The organism is Bacillus sp. FSL L8-0167 (genome assembly GCF_038630295.1).
GTDB lineage: Bacteria > Bacillota > Bacilli > Bacillales > Bacillaceae > Bacillus > Bacillus safensis.
Genome location: NZ_CP152027.1, coordinates 844,204 through 862,165 on the forward strand (window position 1 = coordinate 844,204; position 17,962 = coordinate 862,165).

14 protein-coding genes, 16 tRNA genes and 3 rRNA genes are annotated in these 17,962 nt (G+C 43.3%); 27 read left to right on the forward strand and 6 right to left on the reverse strand.

The window, feature by feature from the left end; genetic code table 11:
* Positions 1-54: 54 nt before the first annotated feature.
* Both bcp and perR read left to right on the forward strand, forming a co-directional pair.
* The gene (gene bcp / locus MHB66_RS04190) at positions 55-522 is read left to right on the forward strand and encodes a thioredoxin-dependent thiol peroxidase (RefSeq protein WP_024425791.1); all 468 of its coding nucleotides are present in this window, start codon (positions 55-57) and stop codon (positions 520-522) included.
* A gap of 157 nt (positions 523-679) precedes the next feature.
* Positions 680-1,117 (forward strand): peroxide-responsive transcriptional repressor PerR, encoded by a 438-nt coding sequence (gene perR / locus MHB66_RS04195; protein ID WP_012009347.1) that lies wholly within the window; start codon positions 680-682, stop codon positions 1,115-1,117.
* 35 nt (positions 1,118-1,152) lie between these two features.
* Here the strand turns inward: perR and MHB66_RS04200 are convergent, their stop codons facing one another.
* Positions 1,153-1,500, reverse strand: coding sequence for a YgzB family protein (locus MHB66_RS04200; protein ID WP_024425201.1), 348 nt, complete (start codon positions 1,498-1,500; stop codon positions 1,153-1,155).
* A gap of 189 nt (positions 1,501-1,689) precedes the next feature.
* Here MHB66_RS04200 and MHB66_RS04205 point away from each other — a divergent pair, with 189 nt between their 5' ends.
* The 23 genes from MHB66_RS04205 (at position 1,690) to MHB66_RS04315 (ending at position 11,907) form a co-directional block, all read left to right on the forward strand.
* The gene (locus MHB66_RS04205; RefSeq protein ID WP_024425790.1) at positions 1,690-2,568 is read left to right on the forward strand and encodes a nucleotidyltransferase-like protein; all 879 of its coding nucleotides are present in this window, start codon (positions 1,690-1,692) and stop codon (positions 2,566-2,568) included.
* Positions 2,569-2,884: 316 nt separating this feature from the next.
* Positions 2,885-4,433, forward strand: a 16S ribosomal RNA gene (locus MHB66_RS04210).
* A gap of 182 nt (positions 4,434-4,615) precedes the next feature.
* Positions 4,616-7,546: ribosomal RNA gene (locus MHB66_RS04215) — 23S ribosomal RNA — on the forward strand.
* 109 nt (positions 7,547-7,655) lie between these two features.
* Positions 7,656-7,771 (forward strand): 5S ribosomal RNA (gene rrf, locus MHB66_RS04220).
* Together the 16S, 23S and 5S rRNA genes with 16 tRNA genes alongside form the textbook arrangement of a ribosomal RNA operon.
* A 9-nt stretch (positions 7,772-7,780) precedes the next feature.
* Positions 7,781-7,855: transfer RNA gene (locus MHB66_RS04225), tRNA-Asn, on the forward strand.
* Between the two features lie 4 nt (positions 7,856-7,859).
* Positions 7,860-7,950, forward strand: a tRNA-Ser gene (locus tag MHB66_RS04230).
* 17 nt (positions 7,951-7,967) lie between these two features.
* Positions 7,968-8,042 (forward strand) — tRNA-Glu (locus tag MHB66_RS04235).
* A gap of 33 nt (positions 8,043-8,075) precedes the next feature.
* Positions 8,076-8,151, forward strand: a tRNA-Val gene (locus MHB66_RS04240).
* Positions 8,152-8,166: 15 nt separating this feature from the next.
* Positions 8,167-8,243: transfer RNA gene (locus tag MHB66_RS04245), tRNA-Met, on the forward strand.
* A 4-nt stretch (positions 8,244-8,247) separates the two neighbouring features.
* A tRNA-Asp gene (locus tag MHB66_RS04250) sits at positions 8,248-8,324 on the forward strand.
* Between the two features lie 18 nt (positions 8,325-8,342).
* A tRNA-Phe gene (locus tag MHB66_RS04255) sits at positions 8,343-8,418 on the forward strand.
* A 6-nt stretch (positions 8,419-8,424) separates the two neighbouring features.
* Positions 8,425-8,497, forward strand: a tRNA-Thr gene (locus MHB66_RS04260).
* A 15-nt stretch (positions 8,498-8,512) separates the two neighbouring features.
* Positions 8,513-8,597 (forward strand) — tRNA-Tyr (locus tag MHB66_RS04265).
* A gap of 14 nt (positions 8,598-8,611) precedes the next feature.
* Positions 8,612-8,685 (forward strand) — tRNA-Trp (locus tag MHB66_RS04270).
* Between the two features lie 30 nt (positions 8,686-8,715).
* Positions 8,716-8,791, forward strand: a tRNA-His gene (locus tag MHB66_RS04275).
* Positions 8,792-8,800: 9 nt separating this feature from the next.
* Positions 8,801-8,872: transfer RNA gene (locus MHB66_RS04280), tRNA-Gln, on the forward strand.
* Positions 8,873-8,879: 7 nt separating this feature from the next.
* Positions 8,880-8,954 (forward strand) — tRNA-Gly (locus MHB66_RS04285).
* Positions 8,955-8,959: 5 nt separating this feature from the next.
* Positions 8,960-9,030 (forward strand) — tRNA-Cys (locus tag MHB66_RS04290).
* Between the two features lie 14 nt (positions 9,031-9,044).
* A tRNA-Leu gene (locus MHB66_RS04295) sits at positions 9,045-9,133 on the forward strand.
* A 36-nt stretch (positions 9,134-9,169) separates the two neighbouring features.
* A tRNA-Leu gene (locus MHB66_RS04300) sits at positions 9,170-9,251 on the forward strand.
* A gap of 290 nt (positions 9,252-9,541) precedes the next feature.
* On the forward strand, positions 9,542-9,967 hold the full coding sequence (locus MHB66_RS04305; RefSeq protein WP_046310300.1) for a hypothetical protein: 426 nt from the start codon (positions 9,542-9,544) through the stop codon (positions 9,965-9,967).
* A gap of 422 nt (positions 9,968-10,389) precedes the next feature.
* Complete coding sequence (locus MHB66_RS04310) at positions 10,390-11,184, forward strand: phosphotransferase (RefSeq protein WP_046310302.1); 795 nt, start codon at positions 10,390-10,392, stop codon at positions 11,182-11,184.
* An 18-nt stretch (positions 11,185-11,202) separates the two neighbouring features.
* Positions 11,203-11,907: a hypothetical protein gene (locus MHB66_RS04315; protein WP_041117208.1), complete on the forward strand. Its 705-nt coding sequence runs from the start codon at positions 11,203-11,205 to the stop codon at positions 11,905-11,907.
* A 33-nt stretch (positions 11,908-11,940) separates the two neighbouring features.
* On the opposite strand, the gene MHB66_RS04320 is transcribed toward MHB66_RS04315, so the two are convergent.
* From MHB66_RS04320 to MHB66_RS04340, 5 genes are all read right to left on the reverse strand, one after another.
* Positions 11,941-12,483 carry a histidine phosphatase family protein gene (locus tag MHB66_RS04320; RefSeq protein ID WP_034282317.1) on the reverse strand — a complete coding sequence of 181 codons (543 nt, stop codon included), beginning with the start codon at positions 12,481-12,483 and terminating at the stop codon, positions 11,941-11,943.
* Between the two features lie 62 nt (positions 12,484-12,545).
* Complete coding sequence (locus tag MHB66_RS04325; RefSeq protein ID WP_034282315.1) at positions 12,546-12,743, reverse strand: hypothetical protein; 198 nt, start codon at positions 12,741-12,743, stop codon at positions 12,546-12,548.
* A 141-nt stretch (positions 12,744-12,884) separates the two neighbouring features.
* Entirely contained in the window at positions 12,885-13,154 is a 270-nt protein-coding gene (locus tag MHB66_RS04330) for a hypothetical protein (RefSeq protein ID WP_034282314.1), read from the reverse strand.
* 65 nt (positions 13,155-13,219) lie between these two features.
* A complete protein-coding gene (locus tag MHB66_RS04335) occupies positions 13,220-13,909 on the reverse strand; it encodes a DUF1963 domain-containing protein (RefSeq protein ID WP_046310308.1) in 690 nt (229 codons plus the stop codon).
* Positions 13,910-13,927: 18 nt separating this feature from the next.
* Positions 13,928-14,731 (reverse strand): DUF2262 domain-containing protein, encoded by an 804-nt coding sequence (locus tag MHB66_RS04340; protein ID WP_046310310.1) that lies wholly within the window; start codon positions 14,729-14,731, stop codon positions 13,928-13,930.
* A gap of 541 nt (positions 14,732-15,272) precedes the next feature.
* Here MHB66_RS04340 and MHB66_RS04345 point away from each other — a divergent pair.
* Both MHB66_RS04345 and lepB read left to right on the forward strand, forming a co-directional pair.
* Complete coding sequence (locus tag MHB66_RS04345; RefSeq protein ID WP_024427404.1) at positions 15,273-17,216, forward strand: LTA synthase family protein; 1,944 nt, start codon at positions 15,273-15,275, stop codon at positions 17,214-17,216.
* 155 nt (positions 17,217-17,371) lie between these two features.
* Positions 17,372-17,938 carry a signal peptidase I gene (gene lepB / locus MHB66_RS04350; RefSeq protein ID WP_041116900.1) on the forward strand — a complete coding sequence of 189 codons (567 nt, stop codon included), beginning with the start codon at positions 17,372-17,374 and terminating at the stop codon, positions 17,936-17,938.
* Positions 17,939-17,962: the final 24 nt, after the last annotated feature.

Consider the following 17,962-nt stretch of genomic DNA (forward strand, 5'->3'; position numbering starts at 1 on the left):
TATCCTCTCAAAATTGGATAGGCTAATTAAAAAATAGGTTGGAGGGATTGTGTCATGACAATCGAAGTAGGGCAGCAAGTACCTGACATTGAATTAACCGGTGACAATGGGGAGAAAGTAAAGCTTTCTGATTTTAAAGGAAAACATATTGTTCTTTATTTCTATCCAAAAGATATGACACCAGGCTGTACAACAGAAGCATGTGATTTCCGCGACCGCCATCAAAGCTTTGCAGAATTAGATGCTGTCATTATCGGCGTAAGCCCAGACAGTCAGGACAAGCACCAAAAGTTTAAAGAAAAACATGATTTGCCGTTTCTTCTTCTTGTAGACGATGAACAGAAATTGTCTGAAGCCTTTGGGGTATGGAAGCTGAAAAAGAATTTTGGCAAAGAATATATGGGAATCGAGCGTTCAACGTTTCTTATTAATAAAGAAGGCACGCTTGTGAAAGAATGGCGAAAAGTAAAGGTAAAAGACCACGTAGAGGAAGCGCTTGAGGAATTGAAAGCTCACGCTTAATATCCTCACAGGATGAGATCGGCAGTCATGCCGGTCTTTTTTGTAAAGAAGAATAGGTAAAAAAGAGGATTGTAATTGACAAAGTTTCGGCTCTGGGGGTACACTATTTATAAAGATTATAATATAAGAATATTTTTGAAGAGAGGTGCATGATGAAATGGCTGCTCACGAACTAAAAGACGCTTTAGATGCTCTAAAAGAAACCGGTGTTCGAATTACTCCGCAGCGCCATGCCATCTTGGAGTTTCTCGTAAATTCTATGACACACCCAACCGCGGACGATATATATAAAGCACTTGAAGGAAAATTTCCAAACATGAGTGTCGCAACGGTTTACAACAATTTACGAGTCTTCCGGGAATCTGGATTAGTAAAGGAATTAACGTATGGTGATTCCTCAAGCCGATTTGATTTTGCGACATCTGACCACTACCATGCGATTTGTGAAAACTGCGGAAAAATCGTAGATTTTCACTATCCTGGCCTTGATGAAGTTGAACAGCTTGCATCCCATGTGACAGGCTTTAAAGTCAGTCATCATCGCTTGGAGATCTATGGAACTTGTCAAGAATGTGCGAAAAAAGAAAATCATTAATGAAAAAGCTGACCGTTTAAAAGGTCAGCTTATTTTTATGACTTTTTTCGATTGTAGGATTCATCAAACTCTTTACCTTCTAATGCTGGATCAAGTGTAAGCGGCTCCCTGCAATGCATGCACATGTCAACCCGCCCAAGCACTTTTGTTTCCTTCTCACAGCCTGGACAAACGACACGTACTGCCTTCGTAGAAAGCATACCAATCCAAAAGTAAACGGCTGTACTTAATCCAATCGATAAGACGCCAAGCAGCATAAAGAAAGTCGACAGCCAAATCGATTCCTTGAAGAACACACCGATATACATGATCAGAAAGCCAACAAAAACCAAACTAAGTGCAAATGTTCTGATTTTATTAATCTTACTGGAGTATTTCGCCATCCCTAGTCCCCCTTATCTCCAATATAGCACATTTTACCTTTCCGTTTGAATTAGTTATAGAGTTTTGTGAATAAATTGCTTATAATGATTCAATGATCTTTTTTCATGTATTGAAGGAATTTTGATTCTATGAGGAGAAATACATAGCATTAGAGAAGAACCTTACACCCGAGTATTGGAGGAATCACTATGGAAAATCTTCTCCGTCCTATTTATCAAGAGAGAGCAAGCCATCCAGACACATTAGCTGTGATTATAGTAGAAAGAAGACATAAAGTATCTTCTGAGACGGATAACTTTGATGCAGCACTTTTGGTCATCGTAAAAGAAGCGGAAGAGCCGTTATTTATCAAGCACTATGAATCCGATCACCAAACAGCTTCTTTAAATGTTGTCACAGATGATCAACTGAAGGAATGGATTACCCTCGGCACTAACCGCCGAATCATCGATTGGATTTTGAATGGAAAAGTCCTGTTTGATCGAAATGAATATATCTTCAACTTAATTGATGAACTAAGTACATTCCCGTTTTCAAACCGCAAGCTCAAAATCGGTTTAGAATATGGCAAGCTCATTCGCAGATATATAGAAGGAAAAGCATTTTTTGAGTCAAATCAATTCCTCGATGCATATAATTCCATTGTGCATGCCCTGCATCACCTAGCACGTATTGAAGTAATTGATAAAGGCTTCCACCCAGAAGTGACCGTTTGGAACCAAGTGCGTCATATGGAACCTGAAGTATACAAACTTTACTCAGAACTGATTGAAAGCCATGAAAGTCTGCATAAACGTTTGGAACTTTTATTTTTAGCAAATGATTTTTTGATCCATTCAAAAGCGGAAATTGGTGCCGCTCATTTGCGTCATGTCATGGAACAGAAGGATATATGGCTTTTTGGTGAGCTTCTTGCACACCCAGATCTAAAGTATTTCACGCCTGACCTTAGCGTCATGATTGATTTCTTTGTGGAAAAAGGAATTGTTCAAGTGGAGCCGATTGAGACAAAGGGACAAAAAATCTATCATCGAGGATATTTTGTGAAAAAAGATATTGACGCATGAATATTATGATGGTATATTATTAAACGTCGCTAATGAGCAACTGAGTTGCTTTGAAAGAAAAGCTGACAAAAAGAAATTCTAAAAAACGCTTGACGCACACGGCGCTCAAATGTTATATTAAGAAAGTCGCCTCTGAGAGACGACGAAGATGATCTTTGAAAACTAAACAAGACAAAACGTACCTGTTAATTCGAGTTTTTATAAAAAAATCCTATGAAACTTCATAGGTAGTCAGTCAAACTGGCGAGGCAGGAAATGATCACATGCTAAGTTCGCTACATCATGTAGCAACGCATGTGTGATATGCATCCTGCATACCTCGGAGAGTTTGATCCTGGCTCAGGACGAACGCTGGCGGCGTGCCTAATACATGCAAGTCGAGCGGACAGAAGGGAGCTTGCTCCCGGATGTTAGCGGCGGACGGGTGAGTAACACGTGGGTAACCTGCCTGTAAGACTGGGATAACTCCGGGAAACCGGAGCTAATACCGGATAGTTCCTTGAACCGCATGGTTCAAGGATGAAAGACGGTTTCGGCTGTCACTTACAGATGGACCCGCGGCGCATTAGCTAGTTGGTGGGGTAATGGCTCACCAAGGCGACGATGCGTAGCCGACCTGAGAGGGTGATCGGCCACACTGGGACTGAGACACGGCCCAGACTCCTACGGGAGGCAGCAGTAGGGAATCTTCCGCAATGGACGAAAGTCTGACGGAGCAACGCCGCGTGAGTGATGAAGGTTTTCGGATCGTAAAGCTCTGTTGTTAGGGAAGAACAAGTGCGAGAGTAACTGCTCGCACCTTGACGGTACCTAACCAGAAAGCCACGGCTAACTACGTGCCAGCAGCCGCGGTAATACGTAGGTGGCAAGCGTTGTCCGGAATTATTGGGCGTAAAGGGCTCGCAGGCGGTTTCTTAAGTCTGATGTGAAAGCCCCCGGCTCAACCGGGGAGGGTCATTGGAAACTGGGAAACTTGAGTGCAGAAGAGGAGAGTGGAATTCCACGTGTAGCGGTGAAATGCGTAGAGATGTGGAGGAACACCAGTGGCGAAGGCGACTCTCTGGTCTGTAACTGACGCTGAGGAGCGAAAGCGTGGGGAGCGAACAGGATTAGATACCCTGGTAGTCCACGCCGTAAACGATGAGTGCTAAGTGTTAGGGGGTTTCCGCCCCTTAGTGCTGCAGCTAACGCATTAAGCACTCCGCCTGGGGAGTACGGTCGCAAGACTGAAACTCAAAGGAATTGACGGGGGCCCGCACAAGCGGTGGAGCATGTGGTTTAATTCGAAGCAACGCGAAGAACCTTACCAGGTCTTGACATCCTCTGACAACCCTAGAGATAGGGCTTTCCCTTCGGGGACAGAGTGACAGGTGGTGCATGGTTGTCGTCAGCTCGTGTCGTGAGATGTTGGGTTAAGTCCCGCAACGAGCGCAACCCTTGATCTTAGTTGCCAGCATTCAGTTGGGCACTCTAAGGTGACTGCCGGTGACAAACCGGAGGAAGGTGGGGATGACGTCAAATCATCATGCCCCTTATGACCTGGGCTACACACGTGCTACAATGGACAGAACAAAGGGCTGCAAGACCGCAAGGTTTAGCCAATCCCATAAATCTGTTCTCAGTTCGGATCGCAGTCTGCAACTCGACTGCGTGAAGCTGGAATCGCTAGTAATCGCGGATCAGCATGCCGCGGTGAATACGTTCCCGGGCCTTGTACACACCGCCCGTCACACCACGAGAGTTTGCAACACCCGAAGTCGGTGAGGTAACCTTTATGGAGCCAGCCGCCGAAGGTGGGGCAGATGATTGGGGTGAAGTCGTAACAAGGTAGCCGTATCGGAAGGTGCGGCTGGATCACCTCCTTTCTAAGGATATATGGAGCAGCGTACGTTTTCGTCTTGTTTAGTTTTGAAGGATCATTCCTTCAAAACATGTCTCTAGCGAGACAGGATTGTTCTTTGAAAACTAGATAACAATAAGTAATACATTCACATTGAATGCAATGCAAAGTTCATCACACATAGTGATTCTTTCTAAAGTAAGAAATGGTTAAGTTAGAAAGGGCGCACGGTGGATGCCTTGGCACTAGGAGCCGATGAAGGACGGGACGAACACCGATATGCTTCGGGGAGCTGTAAGCAAGCTTTGATCCGGAGATTTCCGAATGGGGAAACCCACTGCTCGTAATGGAGTAGTATCCATACTTGAATACATAGAGTATGAGAAGGCATACCCGGGGAACTGAAACATCTAAGTACCCGGAGGAAGAGAAAGCAAATGCGATTCCCTGAGTAGCGGCGAGCGAAACGGGAACAGCCCAAACCAAGAGGCTTGCCTCTTGGGGTTGTAGGACACTCTATACGGAGTTACAAAGGAATGATATAAGCGAAGAGGTCTGGAAAGGCCCGCCAAAGAAGGTAACAGCCCTGTAACTGAAATGTCGTTCTCTCCAGAGTGGATCCTGAGTACGGCGGAACACGTGAAATTCCGTCGGAATCCGGGAGGACCATCTCCCAAGGCTAAATACTCCCTAGTGACCGATAGTGAACCAGTACCGTGAGGGAAAGGTGAAAAGCACCCCGGAAGGGGAGTGAAATAGATCCTGAAACCGTGTGCCTACAAGTAGTCAGAGCCCGTTAACGGGTGATGGCGTGCCTTTTGTAGAATGAACCGGCGAGTTACGATCCCGTGCAAGGTTAAGCAGAAGATGCGGAGCCGCAGCGAAAGCGAGTCTGAATAGGGCGCATGAGTACGTGGTCGTAGACCCGAAACCAGGTGATCTACCCATGTCCAGGGTGAAGTTCAGGTAACACTGAATGGAGGCCCGAACCCACGCACGTTGAAAAGTGCGGGGATGAGGTGTGGGTAGGGGTGAAATGCCAATCGAACCTGGAGATAGCTGGTTCTCTCCGAAATAGCTTTAGGGCTAGCCTCAAGGTAAGAGTCTCGGAGGTAGAGCACTGATTGGACTAGGGGCCCCTACCGGGTTACCGAATTCAGTCAAACTCCGAATGCCGATGACTTATCCTTGGGAGTCAGACTGCGAGTGATAAGATCCGTAGTCGAAAGGGAAACAGCCCAGACCGCCAGCTAAGGTCCCAAAGTATACGTTAAGTGGAAAAGGATGTGGAGTTGCTTAGACAACCAGGATGTTGGCTTAGAAGCAGCCACCATTTAAAGAGTGCGTAATAGCTCACTGGTCGAGTGACTCTGCGCCGAAAATGTACCGGGGCTAAACGTATCACCGAAGCTGCGGACTGTTCTTACGAACAGTGGTAGGAGAGCGTTCTAAGGGCTGTGAAGCCAGACCGGAAGGACTGGTGGAGCGCTTAGAAGTGAGAATGCCGGTATGAGTAGCGAAAGACGGGTGAGAATCCCGTCCACCGAATGCCTAAGGTTTCCTGAGGAAGGCTCGTCCGCTCAGGGTTAGTCGGGACCTAAGCCGAGGCCGAAAGGCGTAGGCGATGGACAACAGGTTGATATTCCTGTACCACCTCCTCACCATTTGAGCAATGGGGGGACGCAGGAGGATAGGGTAAGCGCGGTATTGGATATCCGCGTCCAAGCAGTTAGGCTGGGAAATAGGCAAATCCGTTTCCCGTAAAGGCTGAGCTGTGATGGCGAGCGAAATTTAGTAGCGAAGTTCCTGATTCCACACTGCCAAGAAAAGCCTCTAGCGAGGTGAGAGGTGCCCGTACCGCAAACCGACACAGGTAGGCGAGGAGAGAATCCTAAGGTGATCGAGAGAACTCTCGTTAAGGAACTCGGCAAAATGACCCCGTAACTTCGGGAGAAGGGGTGCTTCTTAGGGTGTTAAAGCCCCGAGAAGCCGCAGTGAATAGGCCCAGGCGACTGTTTAGCAAAAACACAGGTCTCTGCGAAGCCGTAAGGCGAAGTATAGGGGCTGACGCCTGCCCGGTGCTGGAAGGTTAAGAGGAGCGCTTAGCGTAAGCGAAGGTGCGAATTGAAGCCCCAGTAAACGGCGGCCGTAACTATAACGGTCCTAAGGTAGCGAAATTCCTTGTCGGGTAAGTTCCGACCCGCACGAAAGGCGCAACGATCTGGGCACTGTCTCAACGAGAGACTCGGTGAAATTATAGTACCTGTGAAGATGCAGGTTACCCGCGACAGGACGGAAAGACCCCGTGGAGCTTTACTGCAGCCTGATATTGAATGTTGGTACAGCTTGTACAGGATAGGTAGGAGCCTTGGAAACCGGAGCGCTAGCTTCGGTGGAGGCATCGGTGGGATACTACCCTGGCTGTATTGACCTTCTAACCCGCTGCCCTTATCGGGCAGGGAGACAGTGTCAGGTGGGCAGTTTGACTGGGGCGGTCGCCTCCTAAAATGTAACGGAGGCGCCCAAAGGTTCCCTCAGAATGGTTGGAAATCATTCGCAGAGTGTAAAGGCACAAGGGAGCTTGACTGCGAGACCTACAAGTCGAGCAGGGACGAAAGTCGGGCTTAGTGATCCGGTGGTTCCGCATGGAAGGGCCATCGCTCAACGGATAAAAGCTACCCCGGGGATAACAGGCTTATCTCCCCCAAGAGTCCACATCGACGGGGAGGTTTGGCACCTCGATGTCGGCTCATCGCATCCTGGGGCTGTAGTCGGTCCCAAGGGTTGGGCTGTTCGCCCATTAAAGCGGTACGCGAGCTGGGTTCAGAACGTCGTGAGACAGTTCGGTCCCTATCCGTCGCGGGCGCAGGAAATTTGAGAGGAGCTGTCCTTAGTACGAGAGGACCGGGATGGACGCACCGCTGGTGTACCAGTTGTTCTGCCAAGGGCATCGCTGGGTAGCTATGTGCGGACGGGATAAGTGCTGAAAGCATCTAAGCATGAAGCCCCCCTCAAGATGAGATTTCCCATTCCGCAAGGAAGTAAGATCCCTGAAAGATGATCAGGTTGATAGGTCTGAGGTGGAAGCGTGGTGACACGTGGAGCTGACAGATACTAATAGATCGAGGACTTAACCTATATTCTGATGTGAAGCATGAACATTGTTATCTAGTTTTGAGAGAACATTTTTAAAATATCTCTTGATTTATTTTCAATACATAGTATAATATCTTTTGTCACTAAATTGTCTGGTGATGATGGCGAAGAGGTCACACCCGTTCCCATGCCGAACACGGAAGTTAAGCTCTTCAGCGCCGATGGTAGTTGGGGGTTTCCCCCTGTGAGAGTAGGACATCGCCAGGCTTTCTTCATTCCGCAGTAGCTCAGTGGTAGAGCTATCGGCTGTTAACCGATCGGTCGTAGGTTCGAATCCTACCTGCGGAGCCAATTTGGAGAGCTGTCCGAGTGGCCGAAGGAGCACGATTGGAAATCGTGTAGGCGGTAACCCCGTCTCAAGGGTTCGAATCCCTTGCTCTCCGCCACAATTTACATAATAAAGGGCCCGTTGGTCAAGCGGTTAAGACACCGCCCTTTCACGGCGGTAACACGGGTTCGAATCCCGTACGGGTCACCATTTTTATAGAATATACACCAGCATTTTTTATTCGGAGGATTAGCTCAGCTGGGAGAGCATCTGCCTTACAAGCAGAGGGTCGGCGGTTCGAGCCCGTCATCCTCCACCATATCTTTTATATCGTCGCGGGGTGGAGCAGTTCGGTAGCTCGTCGGGCTCATAACCCGAAGGTCGCAGGTTCAAATCCTGCCCCCGCAACCAAAATGGTCCGGTAGTTCAGTTGGTTAGAATGCCTGCCTGTCACGCAGGAGGTCGCGGGTTCGAGTCCCGTCCGGACCGCCATTTTTCAAAAGAATACTTGGCTCGGTAGCTCAGTTGGTAGAGCAACGGACTGAAAATCCGTGTGTCGGCGGTTCGATTCCGTCCCGAGCCACCACTATTTGCCGGTGTAGCTCAACTGGTAGAGCAACTGACTTGTAATCAGTAGGTTGGGGGTTCAAGTCCTCTTGCCGGCACTGTTTTTCAAAAGTGGAGGGGTAGCGAAGTGGCTAAACGCGGCGGACTGTAAATCCGCTCCCTCCGGGTTCGGCGGTTCGAATCCGCCCCCCTCCACCATTTTTTATTTTCATAGGGGCATAGTTTAAAGGTAGAACAGAGGTCTCCAAAACCTCCGGTGTGGGTTCGATTCCTACTGCCCCTGCCAATTTTCTTAATATGATTCATAACATCTATGGCGGTTGTGGCGAAGTGGTTAACGCACCAGATTGTGGCTCTGGCACTCGTGGGTTCGATTCCCATCAATCGCCCCATTTTATTATTGGGCTATAGCCAAGCGGTAAGGCAACGGACTTTGACTCCGTCATGCGTTGGTTCGAATCCAGCTAGCCCAGTTGATGTGCGGAAGTAGTTCAGTGGTAGAACACCACCTTGCCAAGGTGGGGGTCGCGGGTTCGAATCCCGTCTTCCGCTCCAATAATGGCGGCATAGCCAAGTGGTAAGGCAGAGGTCTGCAAAACCTTTATCCCCGGTTCAAATCCGGGTGTCGCCTTTTTTGAAAAGACTGCCGGGGTGGTGGAATTGGCAGACACACAGGACTTAAAATCCTGCGGTAGGTGACTACCGTGCCGGTTCAAGTCCGGCCCTCGGCACCATGTTTTTTAATATAAGATGCGCTCTTTAATGATCATGCCGGTGTGGCGGAATTGGCAGACGCGCACGACTCAAAATCGTGTTCCTCACGGAGTGCCGGTTCGACCCCGGCCACCGGTATCTAGTTTTAGATATTCTTTATTGTCGTCAATTACAGAAGAATTAAGGAATATCAACGTTTAAAACGTCTTTCTACAAATTGTAGGAGGACGTTTTTTATTTGTTTTTTAGCTGCTTCTTCATACGACAAAATTACTTCAAATCGCGTTCACTGCTGAAAGGGTGAATTAGCTAAGAGGAACATATTAAGGAGATTAACTTTTACTTTATTGATGGTTGCCTTATTATTAAACTAAAGGGGCAGGATAATTGAAGAAGGATTGGATAAATTGTACACAAGAGGTGTTGTAATGATTACGGTTAAAAATGCTGAAAGTTATCTTAAAGATAGCATTGGTGAAGATAACGATGATATAAAAAAGGTTTGGGAAACATTTAAGGCTTTTTCAAAGGTGACAGTTGAGGGCGAAGAAGATAAAGAAATTTTATTTCAGTGTGGTGTCTATGATTTTACAGGAGAGGAACTATTTCATTTTGACTTTGTACGTCAGTTTACAGTTTATGAAGAAGATGAATATTCTCACATGGAACAACTACACTGTGAATTTTTATTTAAACCAACAAGCGAGTTAAAAAAGTTAAAGGTGGTAGAAGAATGGTCAATGGATTATGACGATATCGATCATTTTTTTAATCATATTGAAAGTATTCATGAGTTTAAAATACCTTTGAGTTTAAAGCCGATAAAATTAGAAATATATCAGGAAGAACTTTAATTCTTTTCATTAACAGGGGCTTTACTTTAAGAGGGTATACCTTGCCTTTTTAGAATAATTTATCACGGAGTGCTGGTTCGACCCCGGCCACCGGTATCTTTTAAAATTTTCATGATTGGTTTTTCCATGAACCTAACGTTTCACCCTCGTGGTAAAACGTTTTTTTGTGGTTTAAATGAGTAATTTAGATAAAAAATAGGAACCTATTAGAAAATAATGAGTATGTACTTCTTTTGGCAGAATAATCTTTAGATGATTTGCAACATTTGATAAGATACATTTAACCATGTAAGGAAACAAAATGGAGCAGCACATTCACATAAAACAGTTGTACTACCTTTGAGTAACTAAATGAATATTTGTGGTTACATACACATCTTTAGCTGACATCAACATGGTGACCCAGTTTGAGGGGAGAATTTATGAAAAAACAAAATGATCATGAGGAGTTATTGACAGGTGGCAATGTCTCGAACGTATATCGTTCTGGAGATACGGTTCGTCGAGAAGTAAAGTCAGACAATATCAATATACGAAAGCTGCTAAAGCATTTAGAAAAAAAGAATTTCTCCTATGCTCCAAAGTTTTTAGGGGTTGATGAACAAGGTAGAGAGATATTGTCCTTTATTGATGGCGTGGCCGGTCATGATCCTTTAAAAGAATACATGTGTACTCACGATGTTTTAAAAGAAATAGCGAGCATGTTAAGGCTTTATCATGATGCTGTTCAGGACTTCTCCATTTCAGATGATTGGGAACGAATGGACAATACGCCTAACAACATAGAGATTGTTTGCCATAATGATTTTGCGATGTACAACATCATTTTCAAGGATAAAAAACCAGTAGGGATTATTGATTTTGATGTAGCTGCTCCTGGTCCAAGGCTTTGGGATATCGCATATACCCTTTATACATGTGTGCCTCTCAGTAGATTTTTTCGCACTGAAACAGGGGAGGTCGTGAATTATCTTTCATTAGACCATGCAGACCAGATAAAGCATAGAGTCAAACTGTTTTTTGAATCTTATGGCGAGGAAATAGCAGAAGATTATTTGGATATGGTGCTGCTTCGTTTAGAAGGGTTATGTCAGTATATGAAACGACAAGCGTGTGAGGGTGATATCGCTTTTCAAAACATGATTCAAGAAGGATATCTTGAACATTATCAAAAAGACATTCAATTTATTCATGAACATAGAAAAGAATGGATGTAAAGAGGCGGCGTTGTGATCATGCAAACGAAGACGATATTACAGGCTATCATTCAAGACGAGGGAGTAAATGATTATCCTCTTTTTAGACAGTACTGTGTGAGAAAAGAACAGGGTCTGCGTAAAGATGCGCTAAACTTTCTTCAGTCCTTTATTGAAGAGATGAAGGAGAACGATTTTGAAGAACAGCGTGAATTTGCTGCTTGGCTGTTTCAGTGGATTGAACGGTTTGAGGATGATCATCATCTGCTTGTGTATCCGCTGGTAAATGAGGTGATCCAGCCTGTTTTTCAAACGTGGGAGAAAGTTGACCCATTGGATGTAAGACCGTATCGCTGGCAAGGTTTGTTTGTACATCAGGGAGAAGGGCTGCCTCATTTATTGAAGGCACTAGAGCTTGGGGGCAGCAAGGAACAGCGTGTGATTGTTCAAATTTGTGAAATCTATTTATCGGCCTTGTGGTATTCGTTTCACCATATACATGAAGATCTTTATTTAAGCACCTATGAGAAGGATCAAGAGAGAATTCAAGGGATTGAAAATGTTATGATGCTGATTCAAAATAAAAGAATTCGTACCAATGTTCAAAAACAAGCCGTCTATTATGGCCAGCTTTTAAAGGACTGGATGGCGTTTCAGCAGACGGAGACAAGAGGCTTTATGACATGGTGTGCGGAGCGTAAGAAACCGTATGAGTGGGTAGAGGCATTTTATTATCAGCAATAGATGAGAAAACGGCAGAGTTCATTCTGCCGTTTTTTAATGCCATATTCGCTTTGTTTCTATATGATCTGGACTAAAATATTTCAGAATATAGACATCTGGATTGCTTAGTTTCTTCCACTCCTCGAATCCAATCGTTGGATCAGCGTGTTTAAGAAGCAGGCTCATGATATTGCCATGTGTGACGAATAGGGTATGATCTTTTTCTAATTTTATTTGTTCGTGTAGTGCTTCTACAATACGATTCATGGCTTCTTGGCTCGATTCTCCGCCTTCACAGGTCATATGTAAGTCTGTAAAACTGAGCTTTAGCTTCTCAAACCAATCGTCTATTGGTTTGCTGCTTAATACACGTTCAGAGAGGCGCTGATCGATTTTTATCTCGAGCTGTTTTGCATGAGCAAGGGGCTCAGTAGTTTGGATCGCTCGTTTATAAGGACTTGAGATAATTTGATTGAGATGAATGCTGGAAAAAAACTGTGCCAGTTCATGAGATTGAGTGATGCCTTGTGGGGTTAAAGCTGCAGCTTTAGATTGTCCATCTGCTTGGCAGTGTCTGACGATATAATATGTTTTCATTGGATACACCTTTCATTGAGTATAAAAAAATCATCCAGTATTGGATGAGAATTTACGAAGATCTAGGTAAGCTTGTTCGTATCTGTTTCTTTATAGGGATCTGTGAGCTTGGAGGTCAGGTCTAGGTTGAACAAAAAATCATCGACGGTGTCTGTGCCAAAGGGAAGTGTGGAGAAGTTGACTGGGATGCTGTCTTCTTGCTTTTCTGAAGTGATTTGCTGTGCAGGCTGCTTTTTTCTCCAGTTCTTAAATAAGCGCATGTGAGGCCCCCTTTTCTTTGAAAAAGATGGATTTATACATAATATACGGGGAGAGTTGTCCAGGCGTCAAATGTTTTCTTCAAAAGGAACGATTCAATTGATAAACAAGAGCCACAGGAAAGTGCGGCTCTTGTTGTCAGTTTAGAATGCGCGTTGTAATGCTTGCAGTAATTTACGTTCGCATCTTAAGTTGTATCGCTTCTTATGGAGTTTCTCCGTTTTAAACCTGCCTATGACACGTCGAACATCGGGATCATAAATGATGAGCTCCCTGCAAGTTTGTTCATGTAATAGTGTTTGAAACCAGCTATATTTTTTGAGATGTGCTGCGTTCCTCGAGATCTCCTCTTCATCCACTTGTAGAAAAGGGATATACACAGCAAGTGAAAAGATGTCTAGAATGAATCCCATTTTGCTGCCTCCTTTCATTGTTACTCATTACGTTTAGGAGAAGGCGAGGTTTCATTCAATAAACATTAAAAACAATCCCAGTGCATAAACCATTCTTTTGATTCTTGGTCATAATAGAAATACATCGTGCCGTTATCACCAATCATGAAACGAGGTTTTTCTTCTGAGGCGATTTGGAGCATGAATTCGCCTTGTTGTTGATGGGGCGGGGATTGAATATACGCCCCATATCCACCGATTTTTGTGAACGAATAATTTGTGTATTGATTAAAGAAGTGGTCTGTCGCTTCTTCACTTTCGTTTACTTCTGTTAGGTCCACATATGACCATGCCTCTTCCCAGCAAGGGAAGTCCCTTTGCTCACTTTCGTTCCATTGGATTTGAAAAGCTTTGAGCCCTCTCACTTCTTCAGGAGTTTCAGCTACTTCTAAACCTTCGATTGATGAATATTCAATGAGCTTCCAGCCTTCACCGTTTTTGGTGAGATCAATCGGAAGTGTATTCTGATTAAGAAAAATTTGAATCAGCTTACATTCATTGAAGCCGTTCATTCCTCCTGGCACTTCTGGTAAATAAATTTGTAAAATCGGAATCATGGCTCCATCTTGATCTATCGGCCAGCCTTGATTAGGATCGATGAAAAAATGACCTGCAAACCAGCTGTGTACAGCTGGATCAGGACGGAAGCCGCCAATTTTGGCGATGGCTGGCGTTTTCCCGATTAGATTTAATTCTTGAAAAGCTTTGATTTCCATGGGTTATTCCTCCAGCCTTTAGCCTGCAATGTGTGCATCATGAAATGTGCCATTTATATTTCCTGTGACAATAATGACATGACCCCAAAATAAATCACCGTCATGATAGTAGACTTCAAACTCTCCCTCAGGGTAAACATGCAGGCTTTCAATTGAAATGCGGTTTATAAATTGATTCAGTGTGAGTTCTTCTTGCTTTTCAGCTGATTCGTCCTGTTCCTGCCAATCCTTTGCTAGATCTATCAGCTGATTTGCGGCAAATGATTTAATAGAAGAATCCCATTTGGCCTGTTCTTGCATGAGGTGGTTTGCTGTTCGAAGAGAGTCATTTATTTTTTCATCTTCTTCGAGGTTAAAGTAGAGAAGGCACTCTTCATTGCTCCATTGGATGGTTTTTTCAAATAAGTCTAGTCCTTTTACTAACTCAAAGGTGCCAAGTGTATCATCATGATAATACACAGGCTTTTGGGCTTCTTCTAAAATTTCTTGAAGCGCTTGATCCTGTGTATCTGTATTGATTAAAGATACAAGCATGAATTCACCTTCGCCTTTTCGAACCTGAAGTGTAACGATTGATTCTTTATGTAATTGTGCCTGTTTTTCCCTTAATCCCTCGTCATCTGTTAGCCAGCAAAGTCTTACATTTTCGGTTATGATATGACCGTTTTCTTTCCAAGCAATCAGTGGAATAGAAGCGGTCCAAAGAGGTGCCTGGCCTGCTTTTCCTGCCCCTACGCCAGAAGGTCCTGTAACAGCAATGATAGTGACTACATCTTCTGAAAATCTCTCTTCAAAAGTGTTGATTTGTTTGTTAATCTTCATGTGATGTCCTCCAGCCTGATTTTTTTGTCATGAACATATAAGTGTTGTGATCAAGTTCTACCTCTTTATCACACCGCACATCAGTAGGGGAAATCAAGCTTTTTTTGTTTAAAACTGTTTTTTTAGGGAGGTACATGGATTAATGGAGGTTGAGTCACAATAAAAGAAGCAAGGATCGAATTTTGTATAAATTTAGGTAAATGAGTCGAAAAGCCTAGGTGATTCTTCCTTTTCTTTATAATTACTTTGACACGAATAGATGAAAAAAGTAAAGTAATACTGAGTGATTTACAAAACCTTCTTCATCCACTAAAACATGAAGTGTGCGTAAATTTAATGTAAATGGATATTTTTCCTTTTATTTACTCGTATTTTTTTTGAAACTTATGATGCTTCTCATTCGTTATATTAAAGGAGCGCATGTATCCGGCGGAGACAGAGCATCGGCATGCTTGGCGAAGAAGATTTACATTTGCAAAATGAATGTAAATTTTTTATGATTTCATTTATATCAGAACGATGATAAGAAAGAAGAGGTTTTATGAAAAAAATATTTGCAAACAAATATAGCTTTTTTGTTTTGGCTGTCCTTTTATTCTGGGCTAAATCGTACACAGCCTACAAAATGGACTTTAATTTAGGAGTAAAAGGTTCTTTTCAAGAGGGGCTTCTCTTATTGAATCCATTTAGTTCAGCCATCGTGTTTTTTGGACTTGCTCTCTTTTTGAAGGGGCGTAAATCTGCCATTGTTTTAATTGTTATTGATTTTATTATGACCGCACTTTTATATGCAAATGTAGCGTATTACCGTTTCTTTGATGACTTTTTGACTTTCTCAACAATGAAGCAGGCAGGAAATCTTGGGGGAGGCATGACTGGCGGTGTGCTAGCAAGCATTAAGCCGCATGACCTTTTATACTTCCTTGATATTATCATTTTGATTGCGATTGTCATTTGGAGACCAGAAGTGAAGAAGTTCCAAATGAAAAAGACGTTTGCACTGCTAATTGTAGCTGCAGGTATTGGACTGTTCTTTGTAAACCTTCATTTGGCTGAAAAGGATCGTCCAGAATTATTAACGAGAACCTTTGATCATAAGTATGTTGTCAAATACTTAGGTGTTTATAACTATACGATTTATGATGGGGTACAAGCAGCACAAAACGCAACACAGGTAGCAAATGCAAGCAGTGAAGATTTAACGGATGTTGTGAACTATACGTCATCTCACTATGCGAAGCCAAATGCAGAGTATTTTGGTAAAGCAAAAGGCAAAAACATTATTAAAATTCATTTAGAAAGCTTCCAGTCTTTCTTAATTGACTACAAATTAAATGGAGAAGAAGTGACTCCATTCTTAAACAAACTGGCTCATGGGAAAGACGACTTTACGTATTTCGATAACTTCTTCCATCAGACAGGTCAAGGGAAGACATCAGATGCTGAGCTGATGATGGATAATAGTATGTTTGGCCTGCCAGAGGGAGCAGCATTTGTTACAAAGGGTGAAAATACCTTTCAATCACTACCTGCCATCCTAGATCAAAAAGCAGGCTATACGAGTGCAGTACTTCATGGGGACTATAAATCTTTCTGGAACCGTGACACGATTTATAAACATATGGGAATTGATCAATTCTTTGATGCTTCCTATTACAACATGGATGAAGAAAACCTTGTGAATATGGGTCTGAAGGATAAACCGTTCTTCAAAGAATCAATTCCAATGCTAGAATCAATGAAAAAGCCATTTTATGCACATTTAATGACACTGACAAATCACTATCCATTTAATTTAGATGAAAAAGATGCGACAATCGCTAAGGCAACAACTGGCGATAAAACAGTCGATAACTATTTCCAAACAGCAAGATATTTAGATGAGTCATTAGAGCAATTCTTCAAAGACTTGAAAAAATCAGGTATGTATAAAGACTCAGTCATTTTATTATATGGTGACCATAACGGTATTTCTGAGAACCATAACCGTGCAATGAGTGAAATTCAAGGGAAAGAAATCACTCCTTATCAAAATGCACAAAACCAGCGTGTTCCGCTCATGATTCGTATTCCTGGTAAGAAGGGCGGCGTGAACCATACGTATGGTGGTGAAGTCGACGTTATGCCAACACTTCTTCACTTACAAGGTATCGATTCAAATGAATTCGTGAATTTTGGAACAGACTTATTCTCTAAAAAGCATGATGAGACTGTTGCCTTCCGTAATGGAAACTATGTGACACCGAAATACACACTTGTCGATAATACCGTTTATGATACGAAAACAGGTAAAGTGGTGAAACAAAATAAAAAGACAGAGGCGATTAAAGCCCGTGTTGATAATCAGTTAAGTCTTTCAGATAAAGTGCTCTATAGGGATCTACTTCGATTCCATAAGTTATCTGATTTCAAACCAGTGAATCCATCGGATTATTTCTATGGTAAAGCAAACAAAGAAAAAGAAGCGGATTCTTCTGCTAACTAACTGAGTTTTGGGCAAGCACAGAAAGGTGCTTGCCTTTTTCTCTCTCTTCGCTTGATTTGTTGGCAAAATATGTTTATATTTAGGGAGAAACAAGCGTGACGCCGGCTGGCAGCTGGTGACACACATTTCGTCCTTGGGGAATTCAGGAGGAGCTTATGACAACAAATACAAAAACACAAAAAAAGAAATCAGAATTATGGGGCTGGATCAAAGCCATCTTAATCGCATTTATTGCTGTTTTTATCATTCGGAACTTTTTATTCGCACCGTATATTGTGAAGGGGACTTCTATGGACCCAACACTGCATAACACAGAGCGGGTGTTTGTGAATAAAACGGTTGATTATTTCGGTGATTATAAACGGGGACAGATCATTGTTCTTGATGGGGAAGACCGCAGCACTCATTATGTCAAACGATTGATTGGTTTACCTGGTGATAAAATTGAAATGAAAAATGATCAGCTATATGTTAATGGAAAAAAAGTGGCGGAGCCTTACTTAGCGTCAAACAAAAAGAAAGCAGCTGCAGATGGCACCTTGCTGACACCTGATTTTGGCCCTTTGACTGTTCCAAAAGGAAAGTACTTTGTCATGGGGGACAACCGCCAAAATTCAATGGACAGCCGCAACGGCTTAGGTCTTTTTACAAAGCGTGATATTCAAGGAACTACCTCATTTGTATTTTATCCTTTCCAAGACATTCGATTACTCAATCATTAATAAACAATAAAAAAGCACACAGCC

Bases quoted from the DNA above. Each gene is read 5' to 3' on its own strand.
- bcp (WP_024425791.1), top strand. From the start codon at position 55: ATGACAATCGAAGTAGGGCAGCAAGTACCTGACATTGAATTAACCGGT.
- perR (WP_012009347.1), top strand. From the start codon at position 680: ATGGCTGCTCACGAACTAAAAGACGCTTTAGATGCTCTAAAAGAAACC.
- MHB66_RS04200 (WP_024425201.1), bottom strand. From the start codon at position 1,500: ATGGCGAAATACTCCAGTAAGATTAATAAAATCAGAACATTTGCACTT.
- MHB66_RS04205 (WP_024425790.1), top strand. From the start codon at position 1,690: ATGGAAAATCTTCTCCGTCCTATTTATCAAGAGAGAGCAAGCCATCCA.
- MHB66_RS04305 (WP_046310300.1), top strand. From the start codon at position 9,542: ATGATTACGGTTAAAAATGCTGAAAGTTATCTTAAAGATAGCATTGGT.
- MHB66_RS04310 (WP_046310302.1), top strand. From the start codon at position 10,390: ATGAAAAAACAAAATGATCATGAGGAGTTATTGACAGGTGGCAATGTC.
- MHB66_RS04315 (WP_041117208.1), top strand. From the start codon at position 11,203: ATGCAAACGAAGACGATATTACAGGCTATCATTCAAGACGAGGGAGTA.
- MHB66_RS04320 (WP_034282317.1), bottom strand. From the start codon at position 12,483: ATGAAAACATATTATATCGTCAGACACTGCCAAGCAGATGGACAATCT.
- MHB66_RS04325 (WP_034282315.1), bottom strand. From the start codon at position 12,743: ATGCGCTTATTTAAGAACTGGAGAAAAAAGCAGCCTGCACAGCAAATC.
- MHB66_RS04330 (WP_034282314.1), bottom strand. From the start codon at position 13,154: ATGGGATTCATTCTAGACATCTTTTCACTTGCTGTGTATATCCCTTTT.
- MHB66_RS04335 (WP_046310308.1), bottom strand. From the start codon at position 13,909: ATGGAAATCAAAGCTTTTCAAGAATTAAATCTAATCGGGAAAACGCCA.
- MHB66_RS04340 (WP_046310310.1), bottom strand. From the start codon at position 14,731: ATGAAGATTAACAAACAAATCAACACTTTTGAAGAGAGATTTTCAGAA.
- MHB66_RS04345 (WP_024427404.1), top strand. From the start codon at position 15,273: ATGAAAAAAATATTTGCAAACAAATATAGCTTTTTTGTTTTGGCTGTC.
- lepB (WP_041116900.1), top strand. From the start codon at position 17,372: ATGACAACAAATACAAAAACACAAAAAAAGAAATCAGAATTATGGGGC.